The organism is Nodularia sp. LEGE 04288, from assembly GCF_963896525.1.
GTDB lineage: Bacteria > Cyanobacteriota > Cyanobacteriia > Cyanobacteriales > Nostocaceae > Nodularia.
On the sequence record NZ_CAWQOY010000134.1, the window covers coordinates 1 to 17,531 of the forward strand.

The window sequence follows — 17,531 nt, forward strand, 5'->3', positions numbered from 1 at the left end:
CTTAAAAACTGTTCCTCTTCTCCCCAGTCCCCATTCCCGAATTACGGATAAAATCCGACTTTGGGCAAACCCAAGGTTTCATCCCAGCCCATCATCAGGTTCAAACACTGGATTGCTTGTCCCGCCTGTCCTTTAATGAGGTTGTCAATGGCTGACATGACAATTACTCGACCTGTGCGCGGGTCAACTTCTACGCCGATGTAACAAAGATTGCTACCACACGCCCACTTGGTTTGAGGATAAATGCCACTTTCGCAGATTCTCACCCAAGGGGCGTTGCGATAAAAGGCTGAAAAAATGGTAATTAAGTCATCTCGCACTAATCCGGGATCGCGGAGTGTGGCATATACTGTGGACAAAATCCCGCGCACCATTGGGATCAGATGGGGGGTAAATTGGATTGTGACTTCGTGTCCTGCTAAATCACTACAAATCTGCTCAATTTCCGGGGTGTGCCGGTGACGAGCAACACCATAAGCTCCTAATGAGTTATCAGCTTCAGCTAGTAATAAGTTAATTTTGCCTTGTCTACCACCGCCGGATGTGCCGGATTTGGCATCGATAATGGCGGTTTCGGGAACGATTAAGCCTTGTTTGAGCAGAGGAGAAAGGGCTAAGAGGCTGGCGGTGGGGTAGCAACCAGCACAACCAACTAGTTGGGCTTCGGCAATGCGATCGCGATAAAGTTCCGGTAACCCATATACTGCTGTGGCGGCCGTTGTGCGATCGCTTCTGGGAGTACCATACCAATTGGTGTAAGTCGTCAAATCGCTGAATCGATAGTCTGCACTCAAATCGAGGACTTTACAGCCTTTTTCACACAAGATCGGCGCAATTTGGCAAGCCAGACCATTTGGTAGCGAGAGAAATACTACTTCACAACGGTGAGCAATCACTTCTGCATCTACTGCTTCTATTGGCAAATTAACTAAATGAGCCAGATGGGGGTAGAGGTCTCCAAAGGATTTACCTGCACTACTGTCACCGCCTAAATAAACTAGTTCAACTTCTGGATGCTCCATCAGTAATCTGACTAGTTGCACTCCGCCATAGCCTGACGCGCCAACAATTCCCACTGGTACGCGTCTAAAATTACCCATAATGATCAAATCCTTATCCGTTTTTGGTTAATTTGGTGGTCAATTATCAAATATCAGCTACAAGATGTTAGGCGCACAATACACCAATAACCCCAAATGCCATATTTTGGCTCTGTCTGAGGTTGTGGCAAAATTCTACACTCTTAAGCGCCCAAATCATCACACATCTCAAAATATCAGCAGTTTTTTTCACCAGATTGAAGAAGTCGGAGATTTCACCCTCTCAGTGTTCATTATCTGAATAGCAGTAAGTTTAGTTACATACTTTTTATAAAGTGATCAAATCAATGCTAGTCTACTTCTGTGCCACATAAACGAGCTACAATCTAAAATAAGAAATTGTAAAAAAAATTTACTTTTGGTAGCTGGAAATTTTCTGTGTCAAAGCCTAAGCCTACACGACAGTCTGACTCTACTCCCCTGAATGGGGAAGACACCCGCACAGGTGTAACTCCGACCGTAGGGGAAAAAACTGATAGTGCAGCCTCCTCAACCCCAGTCTTTAAATTTGATTCTATTGACGCTGCTTTGGCAGACTTAAAAGCAGGTCGTGTCATTGTGGTAGTAGATGATGAAAATAGGGAAAATGAAGGCGATTTAATTTGTGCTGCCCAATTTGCCACACCGGATATGATTAATTTCATGGCGGTGCAAGCCAGAGGGCTGATTTGTCTGGCGATGACAGGCGATCGCTTGGATGAATTAGATTTACCATTAATGGTGACCAACATCACAGATACTAACCAAACTGCATTTACAGTTAGTATTGATGCTGGCCCTGAGTTGGGTGTTTCTACTGGGATTTCCGCCGAAGACCGCGCCCGCACGATTCAAGTTACCCTCAACCCAGCCACAAAACCTACAGATTTACGTCGTCCTGGTCATATTTTCCCGATTCGCGCCAGGTTGGGCGGCGTACTCAAACGCGCCGGACATACAGAAGCGGCTGTGGATTTATCTCGATTAGCAGGGTTATATCCAGCCGGGGTAATTTGTGAAATTCAAAACCCTAATGGTTCAATGGCGCGTTTGCCCCAATTAATGGAGTACGCTCAACATCACCAGCTTAAAATTATTAGTATTGCCGATTTAATTAGTTATCGCCTAAAACACGATCGCTTGGTATATCGTGAGGTAGTCACCAAGCTACCTAGCCAGTTCGGTCAGTTTGATATTTACGCCTACCGCCATACTCTCGACAATACAGAACACGTTGCCATTGTCAAGGGCGATCCCGCTAATTTCCAAGATGAGCCGGTGATGGTGCGGATGCACTCAGAATGTTTAACCGGTGACGCTTTGGGTTCATTGCGCTGCGACTGTCGAATGCAGCTACAAGCAGCATTAAAGATGATTGAAGCGGCTGGTCAAGGTGTCGTAGTTTATCTGCGTCAAGAAGGGCGGGGAATCGGCTTAATTAATAAACTCAAAGCCTATTCTTTACAGGATATGGGACTGGATACAGTCGAAGCCAACGAGCGCTTAGGATTTCCGGCGGACTTGCGCGATTATGGTATGGGGGCGCAAATGCTCATGGATTTGGGTGTGCAAAAGATTCGCCTGATTACAAATAATCCGCGTAAAATCGCTGGACTCAAGGGCTACGGGTTGGAAGTAGTTGACCGCGTACCGTTGTTGATTGAAGCCAACGACTACAATTCCTATTATTTAGCCACCAAAGCCCAAAAGCTGGGTCATATGCTGCTACAGACTTACTTAGTCACTGTAGCAATTAACTGGCAAGATGACCCGGAATTAGTCACCCAACGCTATGAACGCTTAGATAAATTACGGCATTTAGCCAAAAATAATCATTTATTATTACAAGAAGAAGCGCGTCCGTTAGGGTTGGCGTTGTTTGCTCAACCATCTTTAACAGTACACTTGGGTTTTGATCAAGCAAATGTCGCTGATAGTGATTGGTATCAACAGAATGGTCATCCTTACCTGCAAGCAATTTTCCAAATTCTCGACCATCTGGTAACTTTGCCTTATGTGGAGAAGTTAGAATTTCTGATTTCTCCTGGTAGCGACCCCTTGAGTAACTTGCAAGTTAAACTAGATCGACAGAATTTTTCTTTGGATATTGTACCTTCTACAATATGCGATCGCTTAGAAACTCAGCAAATTTATAGCTTTACCAGAGGCTAGGAATTAAAATTTCTTAAAATGTAGAGACGTTCCATGGAACGTCTCTACAACGGTTGGGGAAAAAGAATGTCTCTACAACGGTTGGGGAAAAAGAACGTCTCTACAACGGTTGGGGAAAAAGAATGTCTCTACAACGGTTGGGGAAAAAGAATGTTTCTACAACGGTTGGGGAAAAAGCACTTTTAATTCTGCGCTTGATAGCTGGAAGTAAGCTGACGAAAGGTATGAAGTAAGCGTAAAAATTTATTACCATCAAAACTGATGGGGTCGATTTTTTGACCAGAACGGTCTACAGCTTGATGGGTAGTGATGCGATAGTCTGGAACTTGACTTTGAGCAATTAACCAGGCTAGAGAATTGTATTGCACCTCTGTATAACCACTATGATACTTGATGAAATTCTTTCCCTGTCCGTCTGGTGGTGTTTCCAAAGAAACGTGATAAGCAAAATTATTCACAGACGATGCTAAATTAGGATTAGTTACCACAGTTTCCACACCATTGGGACTATCAAAAACCGAATTAGCCGCCCCATAAGCGCGTTTATCTGGGGGGACTAAATAAACAATCGTCCCATCTAGCTTAATTAAAGCGTGATAACTTGCTTGCACACTATCCTCTGCATTGGCTGTTTGAAAGAAATTAACAGCACTAGCAGCAGAATCACCCGTTTCATGAAGCACAATAATTGCTGGATTGTTCAGAGGTAAGCCATTAACGTCTTGAGAATATCGCTCTCCATAATTGCTGGGGTGTACTGAGGCGATTTCATATCGGGGTGTGTACTGAGCGAAAGCTGCTGTAGTTTTGTATCTCCCCGCACTCTTATTAGTTGTAACTGAAGCAGGAGGTAAATCTTCTGGTGATTCATCCTCTGGACTGTTTGCTGATTGCAATTCGGACTGTGGATATTGATTCCAGTCTGTAGTGATATCGGCAATTTCGGAATTATAACTTATTTTATTACTTTGTATTCTTCCCAGTGACAAAACTATCATTAGTGTGGTCAACATCAGGGAAATCAATAATACTCTAGTAGCCCAATCTCTAAACTGCATTTTGATAATAGTTATAAAACCAGTCAATTTAATCTTTCATATTCTAATTTAACTCAAAATAATTTATGATTGCTAAGTTAGCTTTTAGGTATTTTTTCTATCGAATGGAATATATAAATAGGACTAAATATAAAAATCATGAATATTACTTCAGCTAGATTTATCGGGGATATATTTTTTTGAGAATATAAGCATTTAGTTAAAAGGATAAAAAATAATTTTATGGCGCAACCAAATAAAGAAAAAGCCTATTTTATTGAGTATCTTTCCACCGCACCTGTGCTTGCAGTTGTTGCGGTTATAGTTGCTTTCTGCGCTTGGACGATTTTTAATGACATTTTTCCTGATCTTCTCTTTCATCCCATGCCATAATTCCAATTCTGTATGAGTATGTGCGGAGTTATGGAACGTAGAGCGAAGGGCTTCCGCAGGCTACCTCATTCTCTTACGAGATGCTACGCGAACGCGTTAGCGTCTCCCAAGGAGAGGGAAGGAAATGGTGTGAGGTTCTGATGATGGCGATCGCTCTTGCATCAATAGCCCCTTGTGTCTAAGCTGATATGGCTATTCTTCGGTAATTCTAATGTAGTTACAATAGGTTAAAGAAAAATTGAAGTAGGAACGCTACAGGCAGATTTAAGGCTGTTTATGCCATTAGTAATGAGCCAGAAAGCAGTATCAACCAGAAATTAGCAAATTTTGCTGCGAGAGGTAAAATAAGACAAATAAGGAATTTTGAGCAACACAGGGGATGCGATCGCGCTAAGTTGAGACTTTTGCGACTATAAAGTTATGAAACTTCATACAGGCTATATCTTGTACTACAAATCTTCTATATACTAAAGATTAAATAAGTCCTGAGTGTATTTACATCTGATCAACTTGACCAGAAAATAAGAGTATGTTATTGAATCATGAAGATTTGTAGCATAGTTTTTGGAAATATGCGACTATAATCTGTAAGCCTTGATGAGGCACTATCAAGGATAAATCAAGCTAATATACCCACTTTATTTATGTGTCTGAGTCCTTTAATCAACGTTAACTAACATAAGTTAGATTTTAATGTATAAAAAATAATACGTGAATAAATAAAAGGGCTTTGGCTAGTAAACTAACTTAGTCGAGGTGATTAAAAGTTATGAGTACAGGGTTTTCAGCAGGTCCGCAAGCACTTGGATATATGTTCCAAGCGCGCTATGCCCTGTATTTAATTTTAACTAATAAAGAAGAATTACAGAGTGCAGTTGAGAGTTTAGACGATATTACATTCTTTGAAAACGAAAATAATCCTATCGAATTGTTGCAATTGAAGCATCATACAAATGCTAAAGCTTCTTTAACAGACAATAGTAGCGACCTTTGGAAGACAATTCGGGTCTGGAGTACCCAACTGCAAGAAAACAAAATTTCTTTACCTGATACCTTGCTTACTCTAGTTACCACTGCTAAGGCTTCTGCAAATTCTGCTACATTTTTGTTACGTCCTTTTAAGGATAGAGACTCTAAACTTGCATGGGAAAAGCTTCTTGAAGTTGCTAATAAATCAAAGAATGAAGATTTAACTAAATCATTTAAATCATTTAAAGCTTTAAGTACCACACAACAACAACTCCTAATTGACTCAATTCAAATTATTGATGGCTCTTCAGATATTATTGATATAACACCAGCAATTAAAGAAAAGTTGGTTGCAGTTAGAAGAAAACACCGAGATGCTGTTTATGAAAGGCTAGAAGGCTGGTGGTTTGCGAAAGTTGTAAAGCATCTTCGTGATGATTCTCTTGACTTCATATCTGGTTTTGAAGTACGCGATAAAATTTGCGAGATTAATGACCAATTCAAACCGGATGCTTTGCCAATTGATTTTTATGATTTAAAAATTCCTGAACAACCTGATATTTCACAAGACAATAGATGTTTTGTTAATCAGTTAAAGGAAATTGCTATTCATAACAAGCGAATTGAAAACGCCATCTTAGACTACTACAGAGCATTTGAGCAGCGTTCTCGGTGGGCGCGTGAGGAACTATTGTTTGGAGGCGAAATTGAAAAATATGAGAGAAAGCTAATAGATGAATGGGAGCGTTACAAGCTGGCGCTTCAAGATGAGATGTCAGATGGTAATGATGATGAGTCTGAATATCAGAAATTTGGTAGAAAAGTATTTAATTGGATGGAGCAAGATGCTAACATTTGCATTCGTGATCAAGTTACAGAACCATACGTAATGCGTGGTAGCTATCACATACTTGCAGATAAACTCCTCGTACATTGGCATCCAAAATTTCTAGAAAGACTAACCCAGTTATTAGTTACTACGTAGGAGAGAAATTTGTGCAATCTTGGGAGCAGCGTCCATTTGAATATGCCAATCTTCTAAATCCGGCTTTTTGTTCAATTCTGCTGCGAAATGCCATCAAAAGCTATCACACTCAAAAGAAGCAGGGTATGCCGTATCCTCTTCTTTTTCTCGTTCTACCGCTTGTTCTTCATGGCTCAACGAGAAATGCTTTACCAAAAACAACAGTAACTAAGTTACATATTTGGCTGCAAAGACAGCCTGAAGCTCGTGTTGGATTTGGCGATCGCACGAGTTCTTTAGTCCCATATACAAAAGAAGCTTTAGCTTTTGGGATGCAAACTGGTATCGTTAATATCTGTGACGATGGAAACTTTACTTATGTAAATGCTAAATTAAAGCGTATCTTGGCTGTATCATGGTCTAAAGATACGGAACCATATAGCTGCTGCAAGAAAGCTGAATTTGTTGGACGTTGGCTTGCTCAAGCCGGAGAAGTATCAACAATTTATACTATGTGGGGCATTTGTCCGTAAAGTTACTCTGTATGCAAATTAAGTCCATAACTCTCTACAACTCTGCCGGGGATAAGCGAACCATAGATTTTAAATTAGGACAAGTTAATATAATTACTGGCGATTCGAGTAGGGGTAAATCTGCTCTTCTTGAAATTGTAGACTATTGCCTGGGACGGACAGAATCTCAGATTCCTTATGGCGTTATACAAGATAAAGTTGCTTGGTATGCCGTTCTTTTTCAGATTAATGAAAATCAGGTTTTTATTGCAAAACCCAAGCCGCTGGAAAATAGTGCTTCACAGAATCAAGTCTATTATGATTTCGGCACTAATATTCTCATTCCTGAGTTAGCTCACTTAGAACCAAACTCTAACGATGACGCAATCAAAAGTTATTTGTCCCAATTAATTGGAATTTCTCCTAACCAAACTATTGTTGAAGAAGGAGGGTCAAGACAAAAATTTGAAACAAATATAAGACACGCGATTTATTATCTTTTTCAAAAACAAAGTACTATTGCAAATCAGGGTATTTTATTTCATCGTCAGCAAGAGAATTATATCCCACAAACAATCAAAGATACAATTCCATATTTTTTAGGCGCAATTCAAGAAGATAGACTTAAATTGCAAAAAGAACTGCATCAAGCTCGTCAGAGGTTAGCGAAAGCTCTAAGTAGCCTTAAAGAAGCAGAATCGATTACAAAAAAAAGAGTTGTTATTGGTGGTAATCTTCTGATTGAGGCTCAACAAGTAGGTTTAATAAATTCTAATTTTATTGCTAAAGATGCGAGTGATATTTTAGATGCACTACAGTCTACTTTGGAATGGAAAGCAACTGAAGTTATACTGACAGGCAATGATCAATTCCCAGAACTACAGGCTGAAGTTGAGGAAATTCGCCAAGAGTTTAAACAAATACACGAAAAAATTATTGCTACAGAAACTTTTTTAAAAAAAGAAACAGGGTTTTCCAAAGAAGCCAATCAACAACTATTGAGACTAGAATCGATAGATTTATTTAAGAAAGATAATAGTAATCCACATCAGTGTCCTTTCTGTAACTCTATTTTGCCAGAATCTATTCCCAGCCTTTCTGCAATGAAAGAATCTTTGATAAATTTACAAAATAATGTCAAAAACGTAGAAGTTAGCCAGCCAAGACTAATTGAGCATATTCAACAACTTAAAGAACAGCGTGAAGAACTAAGACTACAAATTCAAGAAAAAGAAATGGCTATTAATGCTGCGATAGATGAGCAAGAAGCAGCCCAACAAATTCGTGATACTAACGCTCATATAGCTCGCATAGTAGGCCGGATTAGTCTATATATTGAAACTTTAGAATTTACAGATGAAAATTCTCAAATACGCTCAGATATTGAGCAATTGAGGAAACTGATTGCTAGTTACGAAGAACAACTAGATGTTGGTGAAATAAAAGCAATTTTAGCTTCCATATTAAATCGAATTGGACAGCAGATGACGGAATGGGCTAAACGACTAAAACTTGAACATAGTGACTCTCCTTATCGATTTGATTTAAATAACTTGACTGTAATTGCAGACAGACCTGATCGACCAATTCCTATGAAAAGAATGGGAGGAGGAGAAAACTGGCTGGGTTGTCACTTAATTACACTTCTGGCTTTACACAAACATTTTGTTGAGCGTAATCGTCCAGTTCCGCACTTTTTATTTTTAGATCAACCTACCCAAATTTATTTTCCATCAGAAGGAGGGTATCTTAATTTACAAAAAATACCCTCAGACGGAAACATTAGTTCTAGTGCTGATATGGAAGCAGTTGAAAGAATGTTTGACTTTTTGTTTGATGTATGCGAAGAACTATCTCCCCATTTTCAAATCATCATTATGGAACACGCAAATCTTGCTAACAATGAGAGGTTTCAAAATTCATTGGTTGAAAAACCTTGGACTGATGGTAAAGCTTTAATACCTGAGAACTGGGTATCATCTCAAGATTAAACGATTACACACAGATTATAGATGGTATTTTTGGGAACAGTTGAACTCAATAACTTCCCAGGGGGTAACGGTTTAATTCATCTTTATAAAATTTCCAATCTGGCAGAAATTTATTCATTAAGGAGACGAAGCGATTGCCAAATTATTTGACCACTTGACAAATTAATGTGCATAAAAATATTAACTCCTAAACCCTCACTATATAAGGGTTTTATTATTTTAGGCTATGTTTAGCCAAACAAGAGCAAAAAGCCAGTGTCTGGTTGGCGTGGTTCTCGATTTTCGCTCAAAACCCGTGATGGACTGAATTTATCAGTGGAATACAGCAATCATATTTGGCAGTGTGACCACACTCGTGCAGACATATTGCTAGTAGATCAGCAGGGTGAACTTTTAGGTCGTCCTTGGCGGACAAGTATACAATTGTAGAATATCTTCCATTTGACAGACTACTAGGTCGCTGGAAACGTCAGAAATCTCAACTTACTGATGAGGATGTAGAAACTCCATCTTCAACGAAGTCAGCAAGTCTGGGAGAAAAATTTAATGTATATGAAGGAATGTAAATTATTCGTAGAGTGTGTTGCGCCGTAAGTCCACCGCACCTTCTTGCACCTTAATTTGTTGACGGTGCTTTACACTGCGCGACAACACTGACTACAGTTTATTTATCTTTATATAGTTATCAATATTTATGCCCATCTACTTAAGATGGGGGAGTTCATTTTCTCATTCCCACATTCCCCTAAACTAAAAGCAGCAAACCTTTTCAAACTGGCTGAGGAAAGTAGATTTTGACAGAAACGAATAATTTAAACTTTACCACCCAAAATGCCACGCGCAACGAATTGCGGGATTTAGTGCGAAATCAGCTAAAAATTCTGCTGGAAGCGGGGAACTTGCTGGAAGCCAAATCTATTCTCCAACCTGTGCAACCAGCGGACATTGCTGAGGCCATTGAAGGTTTACCAGAAGCAATGCACGCTTTGGTTTTTCGCTTGCTTCCTAAAACTCAGGCTATCGAGGTGTATGAATATCTCGACTACAGTGTTCAAGAACATTTAATTGAAGAACTCAAAAGTCAAGATGTTCGTGACATTGTAGATAAAATGTCCCCGGATGACCGCGCCAGGTTATTTGACGAGTTACCAGCAAAAGTTGTCAATCGTTTGCTAGAACAACTGAGTCCAGCAGAACGCCAAGCTACAGCCCAACTTTTGGGTTACGAGGCGGGTACAGCTGGGCGCATCATGACACCGGAGTTAATTTATCTTAAAGAAAATTTTACAGTAACTCAAGCCATAGAGCGAATTCGCAGCCTCGCTAATGTCAGTGAGATGATTTACTACCTTTACGTGACTGATACCGCTAGGCGTTTGACGGGAATTGTATCTTTACGCGAGTTGGTGGTATCTCAGCCTGAACAAACCATTGGCGAAATTATGACTCGTGAAGTGGTGTTTGTCCACACAGATGCAGACCAAGAAGAAGTCGCTCGATTAATTCAAAGATATGATTTTTTAGCTGTTCCTGTGGTGGATAAAGAACAGCTTTTAGTCGGTATCGTCACCGTTGATGATGTGATTGATATTCTGCAACAGGAAACCACCGAGGATATCTATGCTTTGGGTGGTGGTGTGCAGTCGGATGGTGACAACTATTTTCAGATGAGTTTACTGCAAGTTGCCCGCAAGCGGGTGGTGTGGTTATTTGTTTTACTGATCACGAACACAGTGACTGGCACAATTATCAAGTCCCAAGAAGATATTTTAAAACAAGCGGTGATCCTGACGGCGTTTATTCCTTTGCTCACAGGTACTGGTGGTAATGTGGGCGCTCAGTCTTCTACAGTGGTAATTCGTGGGATGAGTACCGATGAAATCAGATCGCTGAAAATATGGCAGATAATTGGCAGAGAAGCGATCGCGGGGGCGTTTTTGGGAATAATGTTAGGTAGCATCGCCACAGTGTGGGCGTACTTTTTGCAAGGACGCGCCGAGGTAGCGTTCACTGTAGGTATCAGTCTGGTAGCTATTTCTATTATTGCTTCTGTCTCAGGTTCAGCACTGCCATTTTTATTCCGCGCTGTCCGCTTAGACCCAGCGTTGATGTCAGCACCATTTATTACTACAGCCGTTGATGTTCTGGGTGTTGTGATTTACTTTAAATTGGCGCGAGTCATTTTAGGTTTATAACTTGTGAGTTATGATGCGTGAGTTAATTTCATCAAAACTCCGCAATCTTCACCCTAAAATTTTTATAATTCCGAAGCCGTCTCTGGTGCAACAATTTCTCCAGTACCTAATTCGAGGATCATATCCTGATCCGTAATTAATTCATTGAGTTCCTTCACTTGTAAATTCATTTTTTCACAAGAGTCTCTGAGTTCACGGGCAAAACGGTTGATATCATCGCCATAGCCACATTGATGAGCCGCAGTTTCTATTCCCTGCTTGGCATTTGCTCTAGCACAATCTACTAATTCTGTGCCAATCAATGGTTTTGGAGATGTCATAATTCGTAGTTGTGATTTTTCACTTGTTTATCGTTAGCTAGACTAGCATTTATTTACTATTAATGTATCCATCTGATGGCAGAGAAATATAAATTGCTAATTGTAAAAATTTCCGATCCCGGTATCTTCAAGATACCAGGATGGTCATCTGTTGCTAAATCATAACTTCTCACTTGTTGAATTAGCCGTTGACTATTGATCCACCATTGGGATGTAATACTTGACCAGACATATAAGATGCATCATCGGAAGCTAAAAAGACATAACTGGGTGCAACTTCTTCTGGTTGTCCGGCTCGTTGCATTGGAACTTGTTTGCCGAAGGTTGCAACTTGATCGGCGGGAAAGGTGGAAGGAATTAATGGTGTCCAAATTGGGCCAGGTGCGACAGCATTAACCCGAATGCCTTTGGAGACTAAATTTTGTGATAAGGAACGAGTAAAGGCGACTATTGCCCCTTTTGTAGAAGAGTAATCGAGTAATTTAGCATTACCTTTATACGCTGTAACTGATGTAGTATTAATGATGGAACTACCTGATTTTAAATGTTTCATCGCTGCTTTAGTCAGGTAAAACATCGAGAAAATATTAGTGCGGAAAGTGCGCTCTAGTTGCTCTTTAGTGATTTCTTCAATGTTTTCTTTTGGATGTTGTTCAGCCGCGTTATTAATCAGAATATCGAGTTGACCTAATTCCTCAACAGTTTGTTCTACAGCTTGCTGACAAAAGGTTTCATCAGTAATATCGCCGGCGATCGCCACTACACGCCGCCCCAGATTTTCTACCAAATGTTTGGTTTCTTTCGCATCATCATGTTCCTTCAAGTAAACGATCGCCACATCTGCACCTTCTTTGGCAAAGGCGATCGCCACAGCCCGACCAATACCACTATCTCCCCCTGTAATCAATGCTACTTTATTATCTAACTTGCCACTGCCTCGATACTGGGGGTCATCAGCTTTGGGCTTGGGCTGCATTTCTGATTCTTTACCGGGTGGTTTTTGTTCCTGTGGTGGTTGTAAAATTTCTTCTGGCATCGGATAATTTCCTGTAAATTAATGACGGAAAAAACAATTGATAAAATCCTAAAAGTAAACCCTGGATCGATAATTCAATCCAAGGTTTTATTTATGCTTTAACTCCCAACTTACAATTGTAAGTTCAGGCATTTTTACCCCGGATGTAAGCCAAACGTACTAATTGAGGGCAATTGCACGCGACCGACATTTTTATCCTCACACCTGACACACGCTCTTAATCTGACCACTGAAAACAAGTACACAACTCTCTTAGAATGTCAGGATTTTTCCTGTTCATCTGCTTTTAAGTTAACTACGAAATTAGGGAAATTTATCGTTCTTGAGATGGAAAGACAAATTAGCTTTTCTCAACCTTAAGACGTAAAATAAAGTCATAACAATAAATCATTTGAATGTTAATTTTACTGAATTATGGCAAATCAAACACTGGGAATAGAACCACAGCTATATAACTACTTACTCTCAGTATCTTTACGGGAACCAAAAATCCTGTCTCAACTGAGGGAAGAAACAGCCCAGCATCCGATGGCGATGATGCAGATTGCACCGGAACAGGGGCAATTTATGGCTTTGCTAGTGCAATTAATGGGAGCCAAAAAAACTTTAGAAGTAGGGGTATTTACGGGTTATAGTTCCTTGGCGGTGGCTTTGGTGTTACCTCCAGAAGGTCGGGTAGTAGCCTGTGATGTGAGTGCAGAATTTACAGCGATCGCTCGTCGTTATTGGCAAGCAGCCGGGGTAGCGGATAAAATAGACTTACACATTGCTCCAGCAATGGAGACATTAGATCAGTTACTCGCCGCAGGTGAAGCAGAAACCTTTGATTTCGCCTTCATCGATGCTGATAAAAGTAATTATGATGGTTATTATGAGCGATCGCTACAATTAGTCCGTCCTGGTGGATTAATTGTGATTGATAATGTTCTGTGGTCAGGAAAAGTTGCAGATACCGAAGTCCAAGACAATCGCACCACAAAGATTCGCGCCCTGAATGAGAAACTGCATCAAGACCAGCGAATTAACCTCAGTTTAGTTCCCATCGCCGATGGTTTAACCCTAGCCCACAAGAAATAATTTCTGTAGAGGTAATACCCTTCGGGAAGCCTATGGCTACATGAATTGCCTCTATAGCAAAAGTTGTGAGCTTTTAGTATAAAAAATTACTACTAATGGCATACCATAAAGCATGGTATTGTGTAAAATTAATAGTCAAGTTGTCAGAACTTATATGGAGAACAGCCAAGTGTTTCGAGTCAATAGTCCTCAAGTTGTCTGTGAAACTATTGATGGAGAAGTGGTAGTTGTTGATCTTGAGCGGGGTTACTATTACAGTCTGCTAAAAACTGGCGCAGATTTGTGGAGTTGTATCGAGCGTCATCTTCAGCGCCATGACATAATCCAAGAACTTGGACAAAAGTATGATGGGACTATCGGAGAGATTACTGAGGCGATTGATGAGTTTCTTGACAACTTGCAACATGAGGGATTAATTGTTGCTGATGCCACTATTACACCTGGGGCTATTAATGATCAAGAATCAGTTACCAGTACCGAAAAGCCCAAATTTGAGAAACCGATACTAGAGAAGTTTACAGATATGGAAGATTTGCTGCTGCTTGATCCGATTCATGAGGTGGATGTAGATGCAGGATGGCCAAATGTGAAGACGGTTTCATAGTGAAGACAATATGTTGATTTTACTATGAGTTTAGACTGGAGCAATCGCCTGGCTTACTTTGATAGTTATCGATTAAAATTGTCCCACAAACAATTACTCAAAGCCACACTCTTAAAAGAGCAGGCAATGTTAACGGCTTGGCAAGATTGGCGAGATTCAGTTGATATAGAAACTTTAGATAGTAGTTCCTATTTATTGTTGCCACAACTTTACCAAAATTTATTAGCTCATGGAGTTGATGACGCTGATATGGCTAGGCTCAAGGGGATCTATCGCCGCCATTGGTATGCTAATCAATTGCAACTCAAATCCCTGACAGCAATATTGTCTAGTTTAAAGGACATTGGCATTGAGGCGATTGTGCTGGGGGATGCGACTTGGGGTGGGATAGGTAAAAATCAAATCGAGAATTACCGCCCAATTTCTAGCTTCCATCTCTTGCTTGATGGCAATTGTTTAGACACAGCAATCGAGCATTTGCTCTCGCTAAATTGGCATAGCGTTGATGGTAGTAAGCAACAATTTAAGGAATTACGCCACAATTGTGATTCATCGCTGAATTTACGGCTTTATTTGCAAGAACATCTGTTTTGGGCAATTCCCCAAGACTATACGGATGGGCAGGTGTGGCATTATGCAACTGCGGATTGGAGCAGTGAAGCGGGTTGGCGGCTGAGTGCAACGGATCAGTTCCTGGATGGATGCGCGCGAATGTTTTTTAGACAGCGGACTAAATCATCAAATCCACAGATACACAGGATTGCAGATGCTTTCCTGTTAATTGCGAATCTCCCAAACAACGATTGGATTAGGTTGATTACACAGGCACAGCGATATCAAATGATCTTGCCTGTGCGGAATATGTTGCAGCTTTTGCAGCAGTTAGTTTCAGTAGAATTACCAAGTTGGGTATTACCGGCTCTCTGGCAAATGCCGATCGCCAATACGGAGTGGGTAAAATATCGAGTTTTAGATGGCGATCGCCGTTCTATGATTCGTTCGATGATTGTCCAATCCTTAGAATTATTGAAATGAACCTTCACCCTAATCTGAGTATTGCTGAGAGCGATCGCCTTGCTTATTTCCAACTGGTATATACAGGCTTTGAGAGAGCTGCTCAGATTTCCACAGAGGTGCAGTATTTTTATGCCATCGGTAAGTATAATATCTGTCTGAGATTTGCGGGAGAGGGGCTGATTCCCCAGATTACCCCTGCATTGTCCCATCTCTCTATAGCCCCAGTTCCCCAGCCTGATCTCACGATTTGCCTGTGGGATAATGTCTCAACTAAAACACAATTGCCGTTATTAATTGATAGTCTATTAACTCTGATTCGACGGCATTGGGCAGATTATCTGGGTCCACGCAAAGAGATCAAAGCCTATGATGGCGATCGCATTCGCAGCAATTTTCATATTGGCCCCAACATTCTCAGCGTGCTAGATCGAGAGCAAAATTTAGCTTGTTATTGGATTGACAATGCTGAAGATATTCCTTATTGGGAAAAAGGTTCACCCCTGCAAACCATCTTGAACTGGTGGACAAGCGATCACCGCCAACATCAATATGTTCACGCAGGTGCGATCGGCAATCCGGATGGGGGAGTTTTGTTAGCAGGAAAAGGTGGATCTGGCAAATCTTCCACGGCGCTCACCTGTATCAATAGTTCCCTGCTCTATGCCAGTGATGATTATTGTTTAGTCACCAGTGATCCTCAACCCTATGTTTATAGCCTCTACAACACCTCCAAATTAAAAGGACAAGCGGATCTAGAACGATTTCCCCATTTAGCCGATCTAGTGGATAATCGCGATCGCTTAGAGAATGAAAAAGCAATGCTATTTTTGCATCAACACCATCCTCAAAAAATCGTACAAGGATTTCCCATCAAAGCCGTGCTAGTGCCTCAAATCACAGGGAAACTAGATACCCATCTCCGTCCCATCAGTGCAGGAGCAGCCTTACGCGCCCTAGCCCCTAGTACCATCTTTCAATTAGCTGGTAGTGGACAAACAGCATTACAAATCATGTCAAGTTTAGTCAAGCAAGTTCCTTGCTATGTTTTGGAACTTGGTACTGATGTCACCCAAATCCCAAATGTGATTTTGGATCTACTCTCACAACTTTAGAGATCATAAATTTTCATCTTATGAAAAAAGTCGTTAAAAGTTTAATTAAAAAAGGTTTTAATTATTTGATTTTTGAGAGATTTTCTGCAAAATTATCTCAACTCAAGCCAAGCCCATCTCTCTACGAAGAGATATTTAAAACTAAACCTTTGATCATGACGCAGCAGTGTAATGTTGAATTACATATGCTGGTTTGTAAAAAGGATTTTCTCCGCAGCTTTTGGTCACTAAAATCCTTTTTCTACTATTCAGGTCTATCTCCAAGATTAGTTATTCAAAACGATGGCTCTCTCACATCTGAAATGATTGAGCTATACAAAGAACACTTTCCACACTGTATAGTAAACACCAATAATGATGATCAGATCCGAGACGCTCTCACAGGTTATCCGATGTGTCAGTTTTTTGTAGGGCATCATGTGATGTCCAAAAAACTATTGCATCCTTTACTCCTTTCCCAGAGTGAATATATTCTGACTATGGATTCTGATATTCTCTGGTTCAAGCAATCCAAAGTTATTACAAAGTGTGTCCAAAACATTTTGCCATTCTATGTATATGGTGGTTCTGGAGCCTATGTCCGTAATCAAAAATTTATGGAAGCCCAGCTAGGACTATATCCTGCTAATAACGTTAATGCAGGTATTGTCGGGTATCAAAAATCAAAATTTTTAGACCTGGAATTTATAGAATCAGCAATACACAAGTTGGTTGATATTCCCAAAGACTTAATACTAGAAAGTGTCGGCTACGTTGATGAATCCGTTAATATAAACTCAGAAGATATCAACCAAACACTATGCTGGTGGGTGATGGAGCAAACTATTTATGCTTTGCTATTGGGGCGTGAATCACAGCGACAAGCTCTGAAATGTTGGTCTAATAAACCATTAGATTTACTCTTCGCCGATCTTCACCAATTTACCAATAGTCCAATTATGAGAGGGACAGCTTTAATTCATTATATTTCAGATGCAAGACACAATCAATTTTTTCCAGCAGGCGTTCAACACCTAATCAAACGCGGTTTTTTAGCAGAAATATCCAAATAAG

Annotated in this window: 17 protein-coding genes; 13 read left to right on the top strand and 4 right to left on the bottom strand. The window is 40.4% G+C overall.

Translation table 11 applies throughout. The annotated features are described in order from the left end of the window. Window positions 1-41: 41 nt before the first annotated feature. Entirely contained in the window at window positions 42-1,100 is a 1,059-nt protein-coding gene (gene argC / locus AACX33_RS18425) for an N-acetyl-gamma-glutamyl-phosphate reductase (RefSeq protein ID WP_194002758.1), read from the bottom strand. 378 nt (window positions 1,101-1,478) lie between these two features. On the opposite strand from argC, the gene ribBA reads away from it, so the two are divergent. Together ribBA and AACX33_RS18435 are read left to right on the top strand one after the other, a co-directional pair. After that, window positions 1,479-3,251, top strand: a complete 1,773-nt coding sequence (gene ribBA / locus AACX33_RS18430) for a bifunctional 3,4-dihydroxy-2-butanone-4-phosphate synthase/GTP cyclohydrolase II (RefSeq protein WP_194002761.1) — start codon at window positions 1,479-1,481, stop codon at window positions 3,249-3,251. 33 nt (window positions 3,252-3,284) lie between these two features. Beyond that, entirely contained in the window at window positions 3,285-3,437 is a 153-nt protein-coding gene (locus AACX33_RS18435) for a hypothetical protein (protein ID WP_194002763.1), read from the top strand. Here the strand turns inward: AACX33_RS18435 and AACX33_RS18440 are convergent. Beyond that, window positions 3,434-4,309: a peptidoglycan recognition protein family protein gene (locus tag AACX33_RS18440; RefSeq protein WP_194002765.1), complete on the bottom strand. Its 876-nt coding sequence runs from the start codon at window positions 4,307-4,309 to the stop codon at window positions 3,434-3,436. The genes AACX33_RS18435 and AACX33_RS18440 overlap by 4 nt on opposite strands. Window positions 4,310-4,531: 222 nt before the next feature. On the opposite strand from AACX33_RS18440, the gene AACX33_RS18445 reads away from it, so the two are divergent. From AACX33_RS18445 to mgtE, 6 genes are all read left to right on the top strand, one after another. Beyond that, on the top strand, window positions 4,532-4,681 hold the full coding sequence (locus AACX33_RS18445) for a PsaJ protein (RefSeq protein ID WP_194002767.1): 150 nt from the start codon (window positions 4,532-4,534) through the stop codon (window positions 4,679-4,681). A gap of 769 nt (window positions 4,682-5,450) precedes the next feature. Continuing rightward, a complete protein-coding gene (locus AACX33_RS18450; RefSeq protein ID WP_194002768.1) occupies window positions 5,451-6,635 on the top strand; it encodes an ABC-three component system protein in 1,185 nt (394 codons plus the stop codon). 11 nt (window positions 6,636-6,646) lie between these two features. Then, the gene (locus AACX33_RS18455) at window positions 6,647-7,147 is read left to right on the top strand and encodes a three component ABC system middle component (protein WP_194002770.1); all 501 of its coding nucleotides are present in this window, start codon (window positions 6,647-6,649) and stop codon (window positions 7,145-7,147) included. An 11-nt stretch (window positions 7,148-7,158) separates the two neighbouring features. Then, entirely contained in the window at window positions 7,159-9,117 is a 1,959-nt protein-coding gene (locus AACX33_RS18460) for a DUF3732 domain-containing protein (RefSeq protein WP_194002772.1), read from the top strand. 255 nt (window positions 9,118-9,372) lie between these two features. Further along, window positions 9,373-9,546, top strand: a complete 174-nt coding sequence (locus AACX33_RS18465) for a hypothetical protein (RefSeq protein ID WP_227789169.1) — start codon at window positions 9,373-9,375, stop codon at window positions 9,544-9,546. A gap of 365 nt (window positions 9,547-9,911) precedes the next feature. Then, window positions 9,912-11,312: a magnesium transporter gene (gene mgtE / locus AACX33_RS18470; protein WP_194002774.1), complete on the top strand. Its 1,401-nt coding sequence runs from the start codon at window positions 9,912-9,914 to the stop codon at window positions 11,310-11,312. Between the two features lie 62 nt (window positions 11,313-11,374). Here the strand turns inward: mgtE and AACX33_RS18475 are convergent, their stop codons facing one another. Together AACX33_RS18475 and AACX33_RS18480 are read right to left on the bottom strand one after the other, a co-directional pair. After that, on the bottom strand, window positions 11,375-11,632 hold the full coding sequence (locus AACX33_RS18475; protein WP_194002777.1) for a hypothetical protein: 258 nt from the start codon (window positions 11,630-11,632) through the stop codon (window positions 11,375-11,377). A gap of 181 nt (window positions 11,633-11,813) precedes the next feature. Beyond that, the gene (locus AACX33_RS18480) at window positions 11,814-12,668 is read right to left on the bottom strand and encodes an SDR family oxidoreductase (RefSeq protein WP_194002779.1); all 855 of its coding nucleotides are present in this window, start codon (window positions 12,666-12,668) and stop codon (window positions 11,814-11,816) included. A 414-nt stretch (window positions 12,669-13,082) separates the two neighbouring features. Between AACX33_RS18480 and AACX33_RS18485 the strand changes: the two genes are divergently transcribed. The 5 genes from AACX33_RS18485 to AACX33_RS18505 all read left to right on the top strand — a co-directional run bounded on the left by AACX33_RS18485 (window position 13,083) and on the right by AACX33_RS18505 (window position 17,530). Further along, window positions 13,083-13,745 (top strand): class I SAM-dependent methyltransferase, encoded by a 663-nt coding sequence (locus AACX33_RS18485; RefSeq protein ID WP_194002781.1) that lies wholly within the window; start codon window positions 13,083-13,085, stop codon window positions 13,743-13,745. A 154-nt stretch (window positions 13,746-13,899) separates the two neighbouring features. Next, window positions 13,900-14,349, top strand: coding sequence for a PqqD family protein (locus AACX33_RS18490; RefSeq protein WP_194002783.1), 450 nt, complete (start codon window positions 13,900-13,902; stop codon window positions 14,347-14,349). Window positions 14,350-14,373: 24 nt separating this feature from the next. Continuing rightward, the gene (locus tag AACX33_RS18495; RefSeq protein WP_194002785.1) at window positions 14,374-15,384 is read left to right on the top strand and encodes a nucleotidyltransferase family protein; all 1,011 of its coding nucleotides are present in this window, start codon (window positions 14,374-14,376) and stop codon (window positions 15,382-15,384) included. Further along, window positions 15,381-16,478: a serine kinase gene (locus AACX33_RS18500; RefSeq protein ID WP_194002787.1), complete on the top strand. Its 1,098-nt coding sequence runs from the start codon at window positions 15,381-15,383 to the stop codon at window positions 16,476-16,478. Before AACX33_RS18495 ends, AACX33_RS18500 begins: the two co-directional genes overlap by 4 nt. Window positions 16,479-16,498: 20 nt before the next feature. Further along, complete coding sequence (locus AACX33_RS18505; RefSeq protein WP_194002789.1) at window positions 16,499-17,530, top strand: hypothetical protein; 1,032 nt, start codon at window positions 16,499-16,501, stop codon at window positions 17,528-17,530. Window position 17,531 lies beyond the last annotated feature (1 nt).